The sequence below is a fragment of the Pseudanabaena biceps PCC 7429 genome (assembly GCF_000332215.1).
Classification (GTDB): domain Bacteria; phylum Cyanobacteriota; class Cyanobacteriia; order Pseudanabaenales; family Pseudanabaenaceae; genus Pseudanabaena; species Pseudanabaena biceps.
Window position 1 is genome coordinate 24854 of record NZ_ALWB01000010.1, and the last position, 20523, is coordinate 45376.

Sequence of the window (20523 nt, forward strand, 5' to 3'; positions counted from 1 at the left end):
GCCAAAGACTAAAATAAATCGCTTAATACCACTAGCCGATTGAAATTTGTCGATGAAAGTCGCTATTGTTAAAGTCACATTTACAATCCCATTTGTATTGTTGTAAAGCTATAATTTGCAGCGATTGATATGGTAGATAAACTACGATCTTAAGGTAGCAAGCGCCAAGTGGTGCAAGTCAGAACATAATGCTGAGGATTTGAGGATTGATTCATGGCTTCCAACAAAAACAACCCAATCAAAGGTCAAGGTGTTAACGAACCAGATAAAAAGCAATCGCTCCAATCTGATGCTGCTGATGTCGATTGGATGATTATATCGGATCTCAGTACGCGAATTGGCGGAGTTCCTCAGCAAAAGGTAGAAGCAAAGCAAACCACCCCACCCCCATCCTCACAACCATCAAGCGCCCAAACGACTGAGAACGATCTCGAGGATCTTGAGTGGCTGCGATCGCTTGGTTTGGATGAGCCAATTGAGCGATCGTCCTCCCAAAGAAATACATCCTCAAATAGTCACGCTAACAAACCTCAGGCAAAAGAGTCTGATAGCGATCTTGGGAATATCGATTGGTTAATTGTGACCGATCTCAAGACCAGAATGGATGAGCCTGAGCATAAGCCCCAAGCTGATTCTGCAAATCCAAGCATAGATCCAGTAAAAACGACACTCCAGCCCTTACAGGATATAAATATTGGTCTTGATGACGATTTCGGATTAGATGGATTAGACTTTTTGGGAAATGCAGATCTTGCCGAGCTAGATTCTCTAGGACTTGACGCTTCAGATTCCTTTAGCCTAGATTCCCTCCAAAGTATTGGTGACGAGGAAGGTAAAATCTCTGGATTAGCGGAGTTATTAGAAGATAATGATGACTCAAGTTTTAATTTAAGTGCTGAGGGAAATGATCCTGATTGGGATAGTATCTCAGATTTATTAGAAGAGAATTCCGAGGATATCCCTAGTCAACCTAGCCTTAATGTTGCCAGTGAATATGCAGTAACGGATGACCAAGACCTCAACATTTTCGAGGCTGATGGCAACAATACTGAAGATTACTATGTAAACAGTGAGTTAAATTTAAATCCTGATTTACCATCTAATCATCCCTACAATGATTATAGTGATGAATTTCAAGATGATTTATTACCTGATGATTTAAACCTCTCTGATGAATTTCAAGATGATTTATTACCTGATGATTTAAATCTCTCTGATGAATTTCAAGATGATTTATTACCTGATAATTTAGAAATTCCTGAGGATCTATCTGCCCAATTTCAAGAAGATCTGCTCATTGAAGATCTATCAATGAGTAACGATTTTCAAGACGAATTTCCATCAAACCAATCTATAGATCAAGATCCACAAAACCTGTCTCTGGGAGAAGAAATTAGCAATCTATCTCCAGATATGGCTAGCAATCTAGACAATGGATTCGGCTCAGTGCAATCCTTAGAAGCTCTAGATGCTAGCATGACTGAAGACGAGATCTGGTCGAGCAATCCATCAGATCCAATGGCTATCTATGAGTCCACAGCAATTGACAATGCTTTTGACAATGCTTTTGACAATGCTTTTACCAGTGATTGGGGACAGGGAATAGCACCAGAAATCGACAATGATGCGGTTTGGGATAGCGCTCCTAATGTAGCTGCCGCCGCAATTTCGGACACATCTATAAACAACGCTTTTGGCACATTTGACGATTGGCAGAACTTGCAATCATCAACCTCAATTGACTTGGAAGAGAATGCTGGATTTGATTTGAACACTCCCGCTCCCAACCTTGCCGATATTGACAATGAATTTGCTCCTGCGTCGAATTTAGGATTTGAATCAGCCCCCGAATTTCAATTTGAAGAATCTTTTGAACAGAGCAATCTACTTGAACAGAGCGATCTGAGTAATGATTATTTAGAATCTGCAATTGAAAACGAGACAAACTGGAATGTAGAATTTGCCAATGACGCAATTGGTAATGAGTCAGATTGGAATACTCCATTAGAAAGTGCATTAGCAGATCCTGAAAATCAACTTATTGATAGTATTGAAAATGATGCTGACTGGAGTGCCACTCTTGAAGCCGAGATCGATGCTGGCAATGATGCTTGGCAAGAGGATCTAGTTGATGACTATTTGCCACCCATCGAAGAAACCTCAGAGATTTTTAACGATTCATTGTTAGGTACTGTTGATAGCGGTTTCTCGGAGAAGTCACTGGATACAAATAACTTCTCTGATAACTTCTCAAGTAGCTTCTCAGAGAAGTTACTTGACGAGGACAACTTTGACTTTAGTGGCGAACTTAGCGATGATAACGCTAATGATAATGAATGGACGATTGCCAATAATCCCTATACCCTAGTCCAAAGCGACAGCATGGCAGAGGCTGTTAATTTAGAAGTTCCATCGGTTGCCTACGATCAGTTTGCCGCTCCATTAGGAGCAATAGAGCTAGATAATTCTGATCAAAACTTCGATCGCCAATTTACTGATTTTAATGAATTTGCTGATCGGTTCGATCAGTTCGATCAAATTGATGAAAATATCAGTGCTGAATTTGCAAATAATGCTTTAAGCCTCTCCGAACCTTCTCCCCCGCCCTTGTCAGATTGGGAAAATAACAATCCACCTAACAACGAACAAATTACTGATTCCTATTATGCAGATGACGACTTTGCTAACTATGTTGATAATGTCGATAGTTTTTCTGCCGCAATACCATCAGGACAGGTCGAGCATTATGACTTAAGAAGTGAGAATAGCAATGAAAAGATTTCTGAATCACTAATAGCCGAAAGAGCTAATGATTTAGAGATTATGCTGGATGAAAATTTTGATTTAGCTTCCTTTGATGAGGATAGTTTGCCAGAAATCCCTATAGCTGAATTTGGTCTTGGTACTGTTCCCACAACACTCACCCCCAATCGCGCCAACTCGCCATACTCAGAAGATTCCTTTACTAACTCATCGGCATTCCCCCCTCCTCCTTCCCTCAGTTCTGTCAGTATGCTTCCTCCAGATCCCTTTGAAGATGCTTTATTAAGTGAAAGTATTTTGGACAGCGATTTAATCAGTGGTAGTTATGAAGTAGATTTGCATGAAGAGGCTATGGCTAACGATTTACTCAATGGGTTTACTTCGCCATCAGGGGTATTTGAGGAGGCTACCTCGACTCCAGCAAGGGTTCCTTCGCCACCTACAAATTTTGGAGCATCCTCAAATTTTAATCTAGGTGCAGGTGATAGTGACTTTTTAGACGATTTCGACTTAGATAGTATCGATCCTACGGGTGGCGACTTTGATTCTAGTTTTCGTACTTCGTCAATATCTACGGGGCTAACGCCACCAATGCCTGCGCCGCCAAAGTCAGTTGCGCCAATGCCTACACCAATGCCTCCAAATCTTCCCCCTCTGGCAAAGCAAGAACCCACTTCTCCATCTCTCAATAATCCACCACCACCGCCTTTTTTACCCCCCTTACCGCCAAAAAGAAATCCCCATCAAGGTGTTAATCCTAAGCCTCCCTCAGCAGCCAATACCAGTCTTCCCCTACCTCCTACTAATCCTAGTCGAATGGCTAAGAAAAAGGAAGAAGATGACTTCGATCGCTTTCATGCTCAGCCAAATCCGCAAAGTCGCAAACCAATCAATTCCATTGATGAAAGTTGGTCAGAGTTATTGGATGCTGATACAGTTCTATCTGGCGGCAGACCGACGACTGGCTCTTCTTACTCAGATACTAGCGGTAAGATGTCTTCGAGTGGAGGAAACTCGATGGGGAACCCTTCCTATGGTAGAGATAGAAACTCGGCTCATCCATCTAAGCGTAAAGATACTAGCTTGCCCGATTTTAACGACCTTGGGCTAGAAATCCATGATGACAATACTGATTGGTCTGGGTTACTGGATAGCGGCGATCTGTCAGATAACATCACAACGATCGGACCTCAGGGTACGCAAATGCCTTCTCGTAGCCGAAACCTGCCTATATCTTCTCCTCGCACCGATGCAACAGGTATAAGTGAGACGCGAGAAATCCCCCGCGATCGCCGTAAACCAACCGCAAATTTCGGTGATTCGACGCAGGCGCGTATGGGTACGCCTCCCGATCAAATTGATTTCAACCGATTTACTGAGGAGAATTACGGAGCCTATGGTTATGAGCCACCAGCACCGCCTCCAGCCCATAAGCCTGCTCCGATTAAAACTAAAATGTCGATGCCGAGTGTTAGCTTGGAATCGTTATGGCAAGATTATCTTAAAATACCGACAATTGGATTAGGCGCGATCGCTGTAGTGTTTTTAATCTATGGTTTAGTCAATAGACCCATCTTCGACTTAGGTTTACGGTGGGGGCTATTCAAAGATGCCAAAGGCAAAGACTTCACTAATGCGGACTTTAAGGGAGCCAAACTGGATAATGTCGATTTCAGTAAAGCGACTCTCACAGGGGCAAAAATGCAAGATGCAAGTCTTGTCGGCGCAAATTTTCAAGAGGCAAACCTCGATGGCGTGAATTTCACCAATGCCAACTTAAATAGAGCCAGATTAATCCAATCCAGCGTAATTTGGTCAGAATTCAAAAATGCTCAAATGGTTCTTGTGGATTTGGGAGGTTCCGATTTAACTCGTTCTAATTTTATTGGCGCTAAAATGGAGGGTGCGAACCTCAAGAATTCTAAAATTGGCCCTCAAGGCACGGAAAAAGCGACAAGATTTAGCCCGACAGTTCTTTTAGCTTGGCAAATCGTTAACGATCCTCGCGAAGGTCGAAATCTGGCAGAGCAAGATCTGTCGGGGTTGAATTTGAGCTTTACAAGTCTTAAGCGAGCTAATCTTTCTAACGTTAAGCTCAACTACACAGACATGACTAATACCGATCTGAGCGGAGCTAATCTCACTAGTGGTCAAGTAAATGGAGCCAACTGGAGTGGTGCGAAGCTGAATGGAATTAATTTAACAGGTGTTACTTTTGACAAGGCAAAACTTCCAAAAACCGATGAAGAGACAGTTTGTCCTAATGGAAAGAAAGGTCCCTGTAGCTTTTAAGGGAAGTCTTGATAGGTGAAGTTTTGCCGCAAATAAACTTAAAAATCTAGAGGCTTGATCACTTGCAATGCAAGCGATCAAGTCTCTAGATTTTCTCTTATACCAATTCACTAAAGTGTTGGCTCACTTTTGTGAATTAAAAACTAAATCCAGTAAGGTTTTGAGATTTCCAAAATGGCAACGCCATTTTGGAAATTTGTAGTTATACCAAGTTAAGAAATGGCTACGCCATTTCTTAACTTGGTAAGTAGCTAGGCATAAGTAAACTTAAAACCTAGAAGAGCATACCGCCCGCTACGCGGGCGGTATGCTCTCTGGTTTTGGTTTTTAATTATGCCGAACTACTTATAACTACAAAATCGAACCGACATTGTGAGAAGATTTAGCAGTTAGAAATACAGTTATGTTTTCGGCTAAACAGATCAATGAGATATTTGCTGCGTCGCTTGTTTACTTGGGTTGCGATCGCTCTGATTACAGTAACATCCCTATTTGCCTGTACCAATGGCAAAATCATCAATAACCGCAACAGATTAGGAATAAGCGATCGCACTGACGAACGTATCGTTATCGGCACGACTAGCAAAATCCGTACCCTCGATCCTGCCGATGCCAACGAGTTTTTTATTAGTAATATCTTCTACAATACCCTAGAACGCCTTTACACCTACAAAGAAGGCTCTAACGAGATCGTGCCCCAACTAGCGGCAGATATGCCAAAAGTTAGCGATGATGGCTTAATTTATACTGTGCCAGTAAAGACGGGGATCAAATTCCACGATCGCACTAATTTTAATGCCTATACGATGAAATTTGCTTTGGAACGTTTCATGAACTCCAAAGGAACGCCAGCATATATCTTGGGAGATATCATCGAGGCTATCTCAGCTCCGAACGAAACAGAATTGATTTTCAAGCTCAAGGAACCTCTCCAGTTTTTCCCAAAATTCTTAGCCTTCACTGGTGCTGCCGCAATCTCACCACAGGTTTACAAACATATCAAGGATGAGAAAACGGGCAAACTCTTGTTCTTACCCGATAAATTGGTCGGAACTGGTCCCTATCAAGTAACACAATTTGTTGAAGGGAGTTACTTACGCTTAGATGCATTTCCCGATTACTGGGGCAAGAAACCCGTAAATAGAGGCATTGACATTCAATTTTTCTCTTCAAATGCCAACTTACTCAATGCTTTTAAGACGGGTGCGGTTGACATCGCTTTTCAAACACTCACACCAACTCAGGTTAAGAATATTGAAGCCAATGCAAAAGCCAATGGCTGGACGATCGCTTCTGGTCAAGGAGCCACTATTCTTTACATGGTGCTAAATACCCAGCAATCTCCACTCAATGATGTACGGGTGCGTCAAGCCCTAGCCGCAGCGATCGATCGCCCCCTATTAGAATCACGCATATTTTTCAATCAGCGATCGCCATTGTACAGTCTGATTCCCAGTGCTTTTGGCGAATCTAAGCCCGTATTCGAGCAAAAATATGGTGATAATAATGGGAAACTGGCTCGACAATTACTGGAAACCGCAGGATATTCCAATGAAAAACCTGCACAAATTACAATTTGGTATTCCCCAAAATATGGAGGCAATGGCGATCTCATTGCCAGCACTTTACGTGCTTCAATTCAAAAAAATGTTGGCAAAATCATCCAAATTAAAACCGAACGGGTCGAAAATACCGTGGGCTACGCTTTCCTAGACAAGGGAGTTTACCCAGCATATTTACTCGATTGGGTACCTGATATTCTCGATCCCGATAACTACATCAAACCCTTTTTAGAATGTGAAGAAGCTGAAGGAGATCGTTGCAAAAAAGGTGGTAGCCAGTTTCAAGGCTCGTTTTACAATAATCCCCTAATAAACGATCTGATCGCCAAGGAGAGAAAAGAGCGAGATAGCGTTAAGCGATCGCAACTACTCCAAAAAATCCAAGAGATTTTGGCTCAGGATGTTCCATTCATTCCGCTATGGCAAAACAAAGAATATGCTTTTGCCCAAAAAGGAGTGGATGGAGTAAAGATCGAACCAAACCAGCAACTTCCCTATTGGAATATTTCTAAGCAATAATCTAAGGGACTTGCTAAGCAAGTGGGCATTAAATATAAAACCAAGAAATAGAGGTGCGGGGCAAAGCCCCGCACCTCTATTTCTTGACTGGGATTGGTCATAGCATTTTATGGCTTCTGATGTAAAACTAGAAATTAGCCCCCTCGTTGAAATCGACAAGCTCAGAATGCGATCGATTCGTTCATTGATTCATTCATTGATTCGTTCATCGATTCGTTCATTGATTCGTTTCGCTGATCGTCAGTTGGTAAGAGCTAGATTCTCCATTCATAGTACCAACCCAGATCTCATATTTTCCTGCCATCCAAGCACCTGATAATTCGGGATTTTTGCCACTACGACAGTAAACTCCATCGGGTCCTTGGACGAGCAGAGAGAGATTGCGATCGCTAATTAACTTCAATGCTAAAAAACCAAAGTTTTTTTGTAATGTCAAAGAATGATTGGCAGACTGCTGTGTTAAACCTTGACATTGTCCGTTAGCTTTGCGGTTAGCCACTGACTGCAATGGTAAACCTCCACTTGCATTCCCAGAATAAACCTGAGGATCGGGAGTGAATTTCGGTGAGATCGGTCTTAAGACTTCCTGACTCATCGCAGGGGTCGCGGATAGAAAAATTGCTATTAGGGAGTATCCCAATACAGCGATCGGTAATTTCAATAATTTCATTTTTGACGTATTTCACTTAAAGACAATGTGTAATCAAAGGAGTGGTTAATATTTTTAGAACCAACCCAAACCTGATAAATCCCCTTAGGTAAACGGCGACTAGCTTGAGGATTGCGTCCACCAGCCTCACCGTTAGCACAAATGACAATACCGTTTGGTCCCTTAACCAACATCGTGGGCTCATCATTAATATTGCCTGTATAAATTAAAAAATCCATTAAAGGAAAAGTTTCGGTCAAAGTAATCGTGTGATTGGGTTTAGCATTGGCAAAGCCGCGACAATTATCAGCAATCCCCGCAATGCTGGCAATACTGACCTTTCCCCCAGCATTTCCGTCTAAAGTGGCAGGATCAGGGCGAAAGTTACGCCCAAGATTGAGTGTACTTTGAGCAAAACTAGGTGTAACGTTCGTCAAAGTTATTGCAATACCTGCTAAGGCTCCCCAACCTAAATTAAAGATGTTGGAATGACCAATTTTAGAAACGTTCATAACTCACTCCATGTAGAATGCATTAGCAACGCAGATGCATTTCAAGTGTATTGTTTGAGATTCATGTTGCTAAGGATCATGACCAAATTACTGCCAATCTTGTTCCTAAGGATAAGTTTATAGCGATTCTTGAATCTGGGTAAAGAGATTTTCGGCAATTCCTAAAATTTAGGCAAACAATAAACCAGAAGCATATACTCCTTTCCCAGTCAAGAAATAGCAGTGCGGGGCAAAGCCCCGCACCGCTATTTCTTTAGCAGCAATGTAACGAACTATTAAGATATTACTGGCATAGCGGTATGATGTCTTGACAGCAGAATATTTCACCTGTACCTTAGATACATACCCGGGTATTCACAGTTCTTAACCACTATGCAAGATAAGCAAAAGGTAACGCAAAAAGTTACGTTCTATCTCCCCGAACGACTACACCAGCAGCTTAAAATTCGTTCTGCGATTGATGGGGATTCGATGTCAGACTTGGCAGAAAAAGCAATTAGTTTTTATCTTGCCCATGCTGATATCGTCGATTCTTCTGGTGTCGGACATACCCATCAAACCTACAGTTGTCCTAGCTGTTCCCAAACAGTTGTGATCCGTAATGGTGAATTACTAGCGATCGGGGGCAGTCGAAATCAACCTTCACCAGTCACCGTCAGTAAAGCTGATAGTCAAGATGAGGAACTGGTTTCTATTGGTTAAATCAGCTTGTCAGATCAGCTTGCTAAATCAGCCTTGAATTAGCCACTTATATTCCCAGACTATTCCTAGACATTTTTCTGTAGACAAGGTGAGGACAGAGGCATAGACCTCAGTATTACTATATGCAAGAGCAACTTAGCATTTTAATTCAAGCCCAATATCCCTTGATCTACCTCAATACGCCAGAGGAAGAAAGAGCAGAAAGGGCGATCGCTACTATTTCTCAGATAAAACCCGTACGTCGTATGTTTACGTGGACAGTTACCCATGGCATAGTCGAGTACGGACAAACAACAGGCACTGCCCAGCACAACACTGAGTCAGCCGAAGCGGCCCTCAAGTGGATCACAAGAGCCGATCAAAAGGATCCAGCCATCTATGTTTTTAAGGATGCACATCCTTTTTTCGACCATCCAGTGATTGTTCGTTGCTTGCGTGATGCAGTAGCTAACTTTAAAGGCACTCAAAAAACTATTATTTTGATGTCGCCAATCCAAGTTATCCCTGTTGAATTAGAGAAAGAGATCGTTGTTCTCGACTTTCCTCTGCCAGATATTAAAGCGATCGAAGAGGTTCTCGATCAACAGCTCGGACAGGTTCGTACTAAAAAAGTATCGGCTGAAACTCGCGAAAAGTTGGTTAGAGCCACCTTAGGCTTAACCCAAGATGAAGCTGAAAAGGTCTATCGCAAAGCTCAGGTTACCAATGGTAAATTAACTGAAGAAGAAGTCGATATCGTCCTTTCTGAAAAGAAACAATTGATTCGTCGAAATGGAATCCTCGAATATATCGAAGATGAAGAAGACCTAGAAGCAGTAGGGGGACTTGAAGAACTAAAACATTGGTTGCAACAACGTTCTAATGCTTTTAGTCAGAGAGCGCGCAACTATGGACTACCCCAACCTAAAGGGATGTTGATTCTCGGTGTCCCTGGATGTGGAAAGTCACTAATTGCGAAGACGACAGCCAGACTTTGGTCATTACCCTTGATTCGTCTCGATATGGGACGGGTTTATGATGGTTCCACCGTTGGCAAGTCAGAAGCAAATCTGCGCAATGCTTTAAAGGTTGCAGAATCAATCTCGCCAATGATCCTATTTATTGACGAACTTGACAAAGCTTTTGCTGGTGGGGCGGGTTCGGCGGATTCAGATGGTGGCACATCATCACGAATATTTGGCACTTTCCTTACATGGATGCAAGAGAAAAAATCGCCTGTATTCGTTATGGCTACGGCAAATCGGATCGAAAAGCTGCCAGGAGAATTCTTACGCAAAGGTCGTTTTGACGAGCTGTTCTTTGTGGACTTACCCAATGGTGAGGAACGCAGAGATATCTTTAAAATTCACCTTTGTAAGCGTCGTCCTGATGTTGAAAAGTTAGAAAGGTTTGATTTTGAACAGCTATCAAAGGTAAGCGATGGTTTTTCGGGGGCGGAAATTGAACAGGCGGTAATTGCCGCTATGTATGAAGCTTTTGCCCAAGATCGGGAGTTTACACAGCTAGATATCATTTCGGCTGTAAAATCGACAACTCCTCTCTCACGCACGATGACTGAGCAGGTTGCTGCTCTGCGTGACTGGGCAAGAATGCGGGCAAGACCCGCAGCTACTTCAGTCGCTGAATATCAGCGTATGGAGTTTTAAAAAGCTTATCCTGCTGTTTTGTCGGCAGCAGGGTTAAGGCTAGATTCTAAAGAATGTCTTATTGAAAGGCAATCGATCTAGCAGCTAACATAGGAGTAAGAACCACCAAAACTCTTATGTCTCTCGCCTGAGTTAACAGTTGAGTTCACATTTATTTACAGGAGCAAAACTATTATGTCTCATTTCAGCACTCTTCGCACAAAAATTACTGATGCCGAAGTCCTCAAGTCGTCTTTGCGCGATCTGGGTATCACTGTCAAGACTGAAGCTGATGTTCGTGGTTATAACAGCCAACGCATCCGTGCCGACATTGTGGCTACTTTAGAAGGTGACTATGATTTGGGCTGGTCTCGTAATACTGATGGCTCTTTCGATCTGATCGCCGATCTCTGGGGCGTTGCCAAAAAGCACAACCAGACCGAGTTGATCAATTCGATCAATCAAAAGTATGCTGTGAACAAGGCTTTGACTGAAGTAAAGCGTCCTGGGCTAAGCAATGCCAACGTTAAACTCGTCTTGCAGTAAGAGGCATAATCTTGCTATTTAATTATGCAAATTAACGGGCTAGTCACATAGACTAGTCCGTTTTTTCATTAGCTATAATATCTACGCTTCAAAACCCAATAAGAGAATGGTGACGCAAAGCGCCACCATTCTCTTATTGGGTTTTGATTTTGCCCTGCATAATTTAACGTGAGTTGGAGATAATTTGAAACGGGTTTTAAGAAAGGGTTTGTGTAGAAAACCCTTTCTTAAAACCCAAAAGAGGGTTGCCGCGATCCGCGCGGCAACCCTCTTTTGGGCTTTATGTCCTGATACAGTTGGCGGCGGGTATACAGTAAATCATCACTGGGCTGGGATTGCGGATCTTCACATTTCTTGCTTTTAAATGTAGGATAATGATACATAACTTGAAATATTGTCGCCCTAATGGAAATAGCGATCGCCCTTTTGCAGCATTATAGTTTCGATTTGGGTGGGTATACCATCAATGATTTGACTCGTGCTTGGGGGAATTTTCGACCTGAATGGGTTCGTCAGGCGGTAATTGAATCTCTATTCCAAGGAAGATATAAGGCTGTCTCTGTTAATCAAATTCTGCATCTTTGGGAGCGTAAAGGGGAACCAAATTGTCGCTACAATCGCGAGTTCGAGCGCTTGGTTTGTGGTGATGTAGCTGTAATTTACGAAGATCGGATTTTTTATACGCCTCCAAGAACGGCAAATCGTGAAGCTGCAATTTCAGAAATCCCCCCATTTAAAACAACCGAAGCATCTGCCGAGCCTATGCCCTTTCCACGTCGGTCAATGCTGGGAGCAGTTAAAATCCAACCCACAACTCAATCTGCCCCGATCGCAGAACCTAATCCTCTAAGATACCCTAGTCGTTTAAGCTCTCCTTCAGGGACTTCTGAACCCGCCAAGGTCTATCCTGTAATTGCGGAATCTGAGTATTCTGAGGTTTATCGATCAGCTTACGAAAATATGACTTTGCTAGCTGAGACTTCACTGTTTGTTGATAAATTGCGATCTATGTGTGGCGATCGCACATTTCTAAACATTGCTGAAAACCTTCCCGATAGTAATGAAGTAAAAGTCCCGATTGAAAATTAGTACCTTGTTTAGTACCTTGTTTAGAACCTTGAAAAAAGAACCTTGAAAAAAGTTCTTCGTAAAAAGCTCTTAACCAAACGAGACAAGGTTATCTAAATAATGTTATATTAATAAGCCTGCTAAAATATTGAACTGGATCACCCCTAAAACTAGAGCCATAAACCCATGATGAAGTTGAGACTAAAGCGATTTGGCAAAAAATTTGAAGCCAGCTATCGTATCGTCGCCGTAAACAGCACCAGCCGCCGTGATGGTCGCCCCCTTGCTGAGCTTGGTTTCTATAACCCACGCACCAAAGAAACCCAACTCGATGTACCTGAGATCGTTACTCGCATTAAGCAAGGCGCTCAGCCTACGGATACAGTACGTCGCATCCTTGAAAAAGCTAAGGTATTCGATCTCGTTACTGCCTAATTCTAAATATCTGCCAATTTAAACTTGTGCCAGACTACAATGCCTTAATTAGTTTTTTGCTGAAGCCATTACTAGCTCGTCCAGATGCCTTGCGGGTAGATTTTGAGTCAAATAGCAAAAGCGATCGCGTCTGGATTAGAGTTGCTTTCGATCCAGAAGATCGGGGGCGAATTTTTGGTAAAGGGGGACGAACGATCCAAGCAATTCGGACGGTGGTTATGACTGCTGCCGAAGAAGCTGGGCATAATGCCAGATTTGAAGTTTTCGATCCTACCCCCAATGTAAATTCTGACGGCTATCAAGATCGCCAAACTGATCGTGATGGGCAAAGCGAACCCAAGGAAAAGGTTGAGCGTCCTCGGATCGACGTGGAAAAGCCAAAGCGGCGCGAGATAAATAATTAAAATAAAGGGGGCGCTAAGCGCCCCCTTTATTTTAATTTGTGCAATTTATGATTGGGAGCGAACCTATGAATGTCGGTGCAGAAGTTCTTTGTATTGGTACCGAGCTACTGCTCGGAGAAATACTCAATAGTAATGCTCAGTACTTAGCACAGCAACTAGCTTTACTGGGAGTCCCTCATTTTTATCAAACAGTGGTCGGGGATAATCCCGATCGCATTCATCAGGCTTTAGCGATCGCCGCTAGTCGCTCTAATTTAATTATTACTACGGGTGGGCTGGGACCTACGCCTGACGATCTCACTACGGAAGCGATCGCGAATTTTTTTGATGCTCCCCTAGAAGAACGTCCTGAGATCTGGGAACGTATTCAAGAAATGGCAGCCCAAACGGGTCGAACGCTTACCGCCAACAATCGCAAACAAGCCTTGCTACCTAAGGGAGCAGATATTTTACCGAATCCTGTGGGCACAGCTCCCGGCATGGTCTGGGAAGCTCGACCAAATTTGTTGATTTTGACTTTTCCAGGGGTTCCCAGCGAGCTTTATCCCATGTGGCAGCAAACCGCTTCTCCACTGTTAAAAGCACGTAACTACGGAAATGGCACGTTTCATTCCAAAGTGTTGTTGTATTGGGGAATTGCTGAGTCAGCGCTTGCTACGAAAGTTAATCACTTATTCGCGCTTCAAAATCCTACCGTTGCTCCCTATGCCAATTACGGACAGGCAAGACTAAGAATTACGGCAAGGGCAAATTCTCAGGAGGAAGCGATCGCTTTAATTGCTCCCGTTGAAGCTGAAATTCTCAGACTGACAGGTGAGTTTTGCTATGGTGCTGATGAAGATACGCTAGCGACGGTTGCTGGTAGACTTTTGCAAACATCTGGTCAGACTTTAGCGGTAGCTGAGTCCTGCACGGGTGGATGGCTTGGGGAAACTTTAACCGAAGTCTCAGGCAGTTCAAGTTACTTCCTTGGCGGTGTAATCAGTTATAGCAATGATGTCAAAGTTGATTTACTCAATGTCGAGCGTCAAGCACTCGATCAATATGGGGCGGTAAGTGAGATCGTTGCCCAGCAAATGGCGATCGGTGTTAAAACCAAACTGCATTCTGATTGGGGAATTAGTATCACGGGGATCGCGGGACCAAGTGGGGGGACAGACGCTAAACCTGTAGGCTTAGTTTATGTGGGGATCGCCCACCCCGATGGCAAAGTCGAGGCGATCGAGTTGCGTTTTAGTCCCTCTAGAGGTAGAAATTGGATTAGAAAAGCAACTGTAATGTCAGCTTTAGATTTGTTTAGGAAAAGATTTGTTATGATTGGGTAAATAAACCTAGACGATGATAGGGAGCCAAGTATAGTGAAAGCGATCAAGAAAGCACTGAAAGAGATCGGCGAAATTCTAAATCGCGTTCTGGAAGCCCTATTGGGTCAAAATCAACCCCAACCAGAGTTGATTCCTATACCCGTAAGAAGTAACTCAAGACGCAACCATCGCCGTTAAGGTCATAAGACTCGCAATGCGGGTCTTATATTTTGCTGGGGGAATATGTAGAGATCGCTCGTTGCATTTAGTCATATGGCGTTTGAACTTGACCATTTTTTTATCTGTACTGATATAAATGCTTGGGAAGCAGATCGTTTAGTATCCTTTGGATTCACAGAAGGGTCGGCTAGCATACATTCAGGACAAGGCACAGCCAACCGTCGTTTTTTTTTCGCAATGCGATGATAGAAATGCTGTGGGTGCATAATTTAAAGGAGGCTGAATCTGAATCAATTCGACGCACTGGGCTTGGAGAAAGATGGGCAAATCGTCACTCTGCCTGTCCTTTTGGAATTTGCTTGCGGTCAGTAACAGCAAACAATAGAACCGTACCATTTTCTCATTGGGCATATCGTCCACCCTATTTGCCTGAGACTATGAGTATTGCTGTAGGCACAAACAGTAACTTATTAAATGAGCCCTTGCTTTTCCAGACTCCATTTGGGAAACGCCCAGATCAATATCCTCTCGAAAAAGCCCAACCCCTAGAGCACCGCAATGGTTTGCGTGAAATAACTCGGTTAGAAATGGTTAGTCCTACGGCAAATAATATTTCACCAGAATTTCAAGCGGTGATTAATAGCAATATTCTCACCATAAGAGAAGGCAAAGATTATTGTATGGAGATTGGTTTTGATGGAGAGTTACAAGGTAACCAATTAGACTTTTGTCCTGAATTACCCATCCGCGTATTTTGGTAGTCCATTTATAGCTAAAACCCAAGAAGTGATTGGCGGCGCTGAGCACCGCCAATCACTTCTTGGGTTTTATACCAAGTTAAGAAAACGTGAGTTCGAGATAATTTGAAACTGGCTTTGAGAAAGGGTTTGCGTAGCAAACTCTTTCTCAAAGCCCAAAAGTAAAAGCCTTGCGTAGCAAGGCTTTTACTTTTGGGCTTTTAATTTGGGCTTTTAAAAATTTGCCAACTTAACCTGAACTGACGTTACTTAGCAACGATCGCCTAAGACCATGAATAACCATGAATCATGAAGATCCATCCACGTTCGGCTCTACAGGATTCATGCAGGATTTATGCAGGATTTATGCAGGAGCCCTGCATGAATTTTTTGTTTCTGGCAATCTTAGACAACATAAAACAATAAAAAAACAATAAAATTCACTTTTAGCAAATTACTGCTAGCTATATGTCGGTGTTGAAAGTTATAGTAATTTATTACTATTCTCAGAAACTTTCTGTTTATCTCTGTTCGTCAATAGTTTCCTGTTAAGTATTCTGTTTAAATATTCTGTAGGTGTTTGGAAGACTTTATGCGTATAAACTTGCTCGTATTCACAGCCATTGCCGCATCCAGCACGTTACTGACAAATCCTTTGCTGGCAAAGGCGAGTCCTGCAAAGCAAGAGATTGCTCAAGCCCCGACCCCACAGTCAACAACCCCTCCTGCCTCAGCCCAAACTGCTCCCCAGTCGAGTACGATCGCTCAAACCCCTCAACCTACTACAACTCCCACTCAGCCCCCTCAGTCTAGTCCCTCCGTCCCCCCCAATACTCCTACACCACAAAATACCAACCCCACTTTTAACCTCCCTTCCACTGCTCCTGCACCAGCAACTACCAATGAAATTCAAGTATTAGTAGGAGAAGTCGCGATCAAGACTCCAGAAGGTCAGCCTCCCCTACCTCCTGAGCTAGAACAAAGAATTTATGACGCAATCTCAACCAAGCCTGGACGCACGGTAACGCGCACGCAGCTCCAATCCGACATCAACGCAGTATTTGCGACGGGCTTCTTCTCCAATGTCCAAGCTGAGCCAGAAGACACCGATATTGGCGTACGTGTAACATTCTTTGTACTCCCCAATCCCGTCCTCAAATCAGTTAATGCCGATGGTACTAAAGTTCTCGAAGATGGCGTAATTAATCGAATTTTTGGTTCGCAGATCGGTAAAGTTACTAACCTCAAAGACATCCAAGCTGGGGTAAAGGAACTTGAGAAGTATTATCAAGATAAGGGCTATGTTTTAGCCCAAGTAGTCGATATCAAGGCTACGCCTGAAGGAAATATTAATCTGGTGGTTTCCGAGGGGGCGATCGAGGCGATCAAAGTTGCTTTTATTAACGAAGATGGTAAAACTGTCGATAAAGACGGCAAGCCTGTGACTGGTACTACCCGTGATTTCATCATCACCCGCGAATTGACAATTAAAGAAGGGGAGATCTTTAATAAAAATACTGTTCAAAGCGATCTCCAAAAGGTCTATGGTTTAGGGCTATTTGACGATCTCAATATTGGGCTTGCCCCAGGTACCGATCCCCGTAAAGTAGTCGTGACAGTTAATGTCAAAGAAAGAAATACAGGCTCCATCTCCGCAGGTGCTGGGATAAGCTCCTCTACAGGTTTATTCGGTACTGTCAGTTTCCAACAGCAAAACCTTGGAGGCAACAACCAAAAGCTCGGATTAGATGTTCAGGTTGGTACAACTTCGTTGTTATTTGACCTCAACTTTACCGATCCTTGGTTGGCTGGCGACCCCTATCACACTTCATTTTCGGCAAATATTTTCAATCAACGGGCCTATAGCTATATCTTCGATGGCAGTGTGGGCATCGGGAGCAATAACGATCAGCCAGTTATAAATCGTCTGGGACTTGGGTTTAGTTTTTCGCGCCCATTGAGTTCTCGTGATACAGCATCCCTTGGTTTCCGCTATCAGCGCGTTAGTGTTCTGAACAATACAAACAATGCGATCGCCGCCACTGACTCGTTAGGCAATCAGCTCAGTACTAGTGGCACTGGACAGGATGATTTACTATTACTGCAACTTGCCTATGCTAGCGATCAGAGAGATAATCCGATTAAACCCTCTTCAGGCTCTGTATTTCGGATTGCTACCGAACAGTCTATCCCCATTGGATTAGGTTCGATTTTCTTAAATCGGGTTCGCGCCAGTTATAGTTTTTATATGCCAGTTAATTTCCTGAATTTTTCAGAAGGAACACAAGCCCTCGCCTTTAACATTCAGGCAGGAACTGTCATCGGCACATTACCACCCTATGAAGCATTCCAACTCGGCGGCAGCAACTCAGTACGCGGTTGGGATGAAGGTAAAATTGGTAGCGGTCGCAGCTTTGGCATCTTCTCCGCAGAATATCGTTTCCCCGTATTTAACATTGTTGGTGGGGTCTTGTTCTTCGATTATGGTACCGATTTAGGTTCGGCCTCAGCCGTACCAGGCAACCCTGCGGGTGTGAGAAACAAACCAGGCAATGGCGCTGGTTATGGCATTGGGGTACGGGTACAATCACCGCTCGGTTCGATCAGAGTGGATTACGGTCTATCCTCCAATGGTGGTAACCAGTTTAGCTTTGGTCTAGGAGAGAAATTCTAGTCATGCTCTACCAACAGACGATCGCCTCTCCTTTTTCTTTATCGGGGATTGGATTGCATAGTGGCGAGCAAGTTTCTGTGACCGTCAGTCCTGCCCCTATCGACTCAGGTCGCTACTTTATTTATAACGGTACAAAAATATCTGCGGATACTAATGTAGTTTCTGCCTCGCAGCTATCCACGGAATTACGGCACAATGGCACTGGTGTGCGTACGGTTGAGCACCTGTTATCGGCATTGTTTGGAATGGGCATACATAATGCCTGTATTGAGCTTGATCGCCCCGAACTACCAATCCTTGATGGTTCGGCGATGCCTTGGGTAGAGGCGATCGCCCAAGTCGGGGTCGAAACGCAGGTTGAAGGCGACTGCTTGGTATCCCTAGCCGAACCTGTCACAGTTTTTAAAGGAGATGGATTTGTCACGGCAATTCCTGCCGATACCTTACGGTTTACCTATGGCATTGCTTTTCCCACGAAGGCGATCGGCGAGCAGTGGTTTAGTTGGTCGCCCCCAATTGCCGAATTCCCCCAAAAATTTGCCACCGAAATCGCCCCTGCGCGAACTTTTACCCTCGCCGCCTATATCGACCAAGCGAGAGCCGCAGGGCTGATCAAAGGTGGCAGTTTAGAAAATGCGATCGTCTGCGATGCCGACCGTTGGATCAATCCACCCCTGCGTTTTGAGAATGAGCCATGTCGTCATAAACTTTTAGATCTCATTGGTGACCTAAGCTTGCTAGGATTTTTACCGAGAGCGCATATTCTTGCCTACAAAGCTAGTCATAACCTTCATGCCGAATTTGCGATCGCCTTAGCGACCAAGCAAGTCTCTAGAAGTTAGCAAGGTCAATGCGTTGCATCGTCCGACCTAGCTCTAAAACACCGCAAACTTAATACTTAATATGTCAACTTTGACCGAAGAAAACACCATAAATAGTACCGAAATTAAGACTGAACTGGAAAACACCCCTCCTAGTCCAGTCTTAATGATCGAAGATATTCAGAAACTTTTACCTCACCGCTATCCATTTTTGTTGGTAGATCGCATCATTGATTTTGTGCCAAACAAATCTGCGACAGGGATTAAGAATGTAACCTTTAATGAGCCATTTTTTCAGGGGCATTTTCCTGAGCGTCCGATCATGCCAGGGGTATTAATTGTTGAAGCGATGGCGCAAGTAGGCGGTATTGTACTAAGACATTTACCTGGCATGGAAGATCAACTTTCACTATTTGCGGGAATCGATAAAGTTCGATTTCGTCGCCCTGTCGTCCCTGGAGATCGCTTAACGATCACCACCAAATTGCTTGTATCGCGCAAGCGCTTTGGTAAGATGCATGGGCGCGCAGAAGTTGATGGTCAATTAGTCTGCGAAGGTGAATTGATGTTTTCCTTAGTTAATCTTTAGAAAATATTTTTTAGAGTCCTTCTTAACTCTAGAAAAAATCTTGTAAAGCATTACTTTATTCGTCATCTGGCGATCCAAGCGATCGCAAACAAAGCGATCTATCTTAGTATCAAGCGAGCCAAACTTTTTATGCCTGTGTCTCATGCGCCTGTGTCTGAATTTATTCACCCGACAGCCATAGTGCATCCTGATGCCCAACTACATCCGACTGTCAAAGTTGGAGCTTATGCTGTCATCGGTGAGCAGGTGAAAATTGGCGCTCATACTGTCATTGGACATCATGCTATTGTCGAAGGACGAACCGAAATTGGCGATCGCAACCAAATTTATCCAGGAGCGGCGATCGGGTTAGATTCACAAGATTTGAAATATGCGGGTGCTAATAGTCTTGTCCGAATCGGTAATGATAACCGCATTCGTGAATATGTGACGATTAATCGAGCCAATGAAGCCGATGAAGTTACCTATATTGGCAACGGAAATTTGCTGATGGCCTATGTTCATGTAGGGCATAACTGTGAAATTGAAGATCGAGTGATTATAGCCAACGGAGTCGCCTTGGCGGGTCATGTCTACATCGAGTCCCATGCCAGAATCAGTGGCGTTCTGGGGGTGCACCAGTTTGTGCGTATTGGTCGTCTATCCATGGTAGGTGGCATGAGTCGGATTGAGCGGGATGTCCCTCCCTATACCTTAGTTGAAGGCAATCCCTCCCGCGTACGTACTCTAAATCGAGTCGGCATCGATCGCGCGGGACTTGATGGGGAAACTCAACAAGCCCTGAAGTCGGCATTTCGTTTGCTTTACCATCAAGATCTCACTCTAGTGGAAGCCCTCGAAAAACTAGTTACCTTCGCTGATAATGCTCATGTTCAGCATTTGCGCCAATTTTTACAAGATTCGATCACTGTTTCTCATCGGCGTGGACCAATTCCCAGCCGCGCCTAATCCGCTAACAAGAAATACCTCTTATCTTTTGGGGCAATTCTTTTGGGGCGATTCTTTTGGGGTGATAGTCGTCTATCTCATCCAGCTTCAAAATCTTTGAAAGGCTATTAAATCAAGCTTTTCAAAGATTTATTTGTTTTTTCTATAGCAACAAAATATAAAGCCCAAAATACAAGTGGCGGCGCGAAGCGCC

Annotated in this window: 16 protein-coding genes; 14 read left to right on the forward strand and 2 right to left on the reverse strand. The window is 43.6% G+C overall.

From position 1 onward, the window contains the following. Nucleotides 1-213: 213 nt before the first annotated feature. Entirely contained in the window at nucleotides 214-5055 is a 4842-nt protein-coding gene (locus PSE7429_RS02275; protein WP_009625425.1) for a pentapeptide repeat-containing protein, read from the forward strand. Between the two features lie 425 nt (nucleotides 5056-5480). Next, entirely contained in the window at nucleotides 5481-7136 is a 1656-nt protein-coding gene (locus PSE7429_RS02280) for an ABC transporter substrate-binding protein (protein ID WP_009625426.1), read from the forward strand. Nucleotides 7137-7353: 217 nt separating this feature from the next. Here PSE7429_RS02280 and PSE7429_RS02285 read toward each other — a convergent pair whose 3' ends face one another. After that, a complete protein-coding gene (locus PSE7429_RS02285) occupies nucleotides 7354-7806 on the reverse strand; it encodes a hypothetical protein (protein ID WP_009625427.1) in 453 nt (150 codons plus the stop codon). Further along, nucleotides 7803-8297, reverse strand: coding sequence for a hypothetical protein (locus PSE7429_RS02290; protein WP_009625428.1), 495 nt, complete (start codon nucleotides 8295-8297; stop codon nucleotides 7803-7805). Before PSE7429_RS02290 ends, PSE7429_RS02285 begins: the two co-directional genes overlap by 4 nt. 372 nt (nucleotides 8298-8669) lie before the next feature. Between PSE7429_RS02290 and PSE7429_RS02295 the strand changes: the two genes are divergently transcribed. The 12 genes from PSE7429_RS02295 to lpxA all read left to right on the forward strand — a co-directional run bounded on the left by PSE7429_RS02295 (nucleotide 8670) and on the right by lpxA (nucleotide 20330). Beyond that, a complete protein-coding gene (locus PSE7429_RS02295) occupies nucleotides 8670-8999 on the forward strand; it encodes a hypothetical protein (RefSeq protein ID WP_009625430.1) in 330 nt (109 codons plus the stop codon). A gap of 122 nt (nucleotides 9000-9121) precedes the next feature. After that, complete coding sequence (gene ycf46, locus PSE7429_RS02300) at nucleotides 9122-10645, forward strand: stress-responsive protein Ycf46 (RefSeq protein ID WP_009625431.1); 1524 nt, start codon at nucleotides 9122-9124, stop codon at nucleotides 10643-10645. A 174-nt stretch (nucleotides 10646-10819) separates the two neighbouring features. Further along, the gene (locus tag PSE7429_RS02305) at nucleotides 10820-11170 is read left to right on the forward strand and encodes a DUF1257 domain-containing protein (protein ID WP_009625432.1); all 351 of its coding nucleotides are present in this window, start codon (nucleotides 10820-10822) and stop codon (nucleotides 11168-11170) included. A gap of 405 nt (nucleotides 11171-11575) precedes the next feature. Next, nucleotides 11576-12259, forward strand: a complete 684-nt coding sequence (locus PSE7429_RS23245; RefSeq protein WP_009625433.1) for a hypothetical protein — start codon at nucleotides 11576-11578, stop codon at nucleotides 12257-12259. Nucleotides 12260-12424: 165 nt separating this feature from the next. Next, nucleotides 12425-12673, forward strand: coding sequence for a 30S ribosomal protein S16 (gene rpsP, locus PSE7429_RS02315; protein WP_009625435.1), 249 nt, complete (start codon nucleotides 12425-12427; stop codon nucleotides 12671-12673). A gap of 26 nt (nucleotides 12674-12699) precedes the next feature. Beyond that, nucleotides 12700-13077 carry a KH domain-containing protein gene (locus tag PSE7429_RS02320; protein ID WP_009625436.1) on the forward strand — a complete coding sequence of 126 codons (378 nt, stop codon included), beginning with the start codon at nucleotides 12700-12702 and terminating at the stop codon, nucleotides 13075-13077. 65 nt (nucleotides 13078-13142) lie between these two features. Beyond that, complete coding sequence (locus PSE7429_RS02325; protein WP_009625437.1) at nucleotides 13143-14402, forward strand: competence/damage-inducible protein A; 1260 nt, start codon at nucleotides 13143-13145, stop codon at nucleotides 14400-14402. Between the two features lie 410 nt (nucleotides 14403-14812). After that, nucleotides 14813-15322, forward strand: a complete 510-nt coding sequence (locus tag PSE7429_RS02330; RefSeq protein WP_407681152.1) for a hypothetical protein — start codon at nucleotides 14813-14815, stop codon at nucleotides 15320-15322. A gap of 568 nt (nucleotides 15323-15890) precedes the next feature. Next, nucleotides 15891-17972: a BamA/TamA family outer membrane protein gene (locus PSE7429_RS02335; protein WP_009625439.1), complete on the forward strand. Its 2082-nt coding sequence runs from the start codon at nucleotides 15891-15893 to the stop codon at nucleotides 17970-17972. Between the two features lie 2 nt (nucleotides 17973-17974). Further along, a complete protein-coding gene (gene lpxC, locus PSE7429_RS02340; RefSeq protein ID WP_009625440.1) occupies nucleotides 17975-18814 on the forward strand; it encodes a UDP-3-O-acyl-N-acetylglucosamine deacetylase in 840 nt (279 codons plus the stop codon). Between the two features lie 61 nt (nucleotides 18815-18875). Next, nucleotides 18876-19382 carry a 3-hydroxyacyl-ACP dehydratase FabZ gene (gene fabZ, locus PSE7429_RS02345; protein ID WP_009625441.1) on the forward strand — a complete coding sequence of 169 codons (507 nt, stop codon included), beginning with the start codon at nucleotides 18876-18878 and terminating at the stop codon, nucleotides 19380-19382. 129 nt (nucleotides 19383-19511) lie between these two features. Then, entirely contained in the window at nucleotides 19512-20330 is an 819-nt protein-coding gene (gene lpxA, locus PSE7429_RS02350) for an acyl-ACP--UDP-N-acetylglucosamine O-acyltransferase (RefSeq protein WP_009625442.1), read from the forward strand. The last annotated feature ends 193 nt before the right edge of the window (nucleotides 20331-20523 follow it).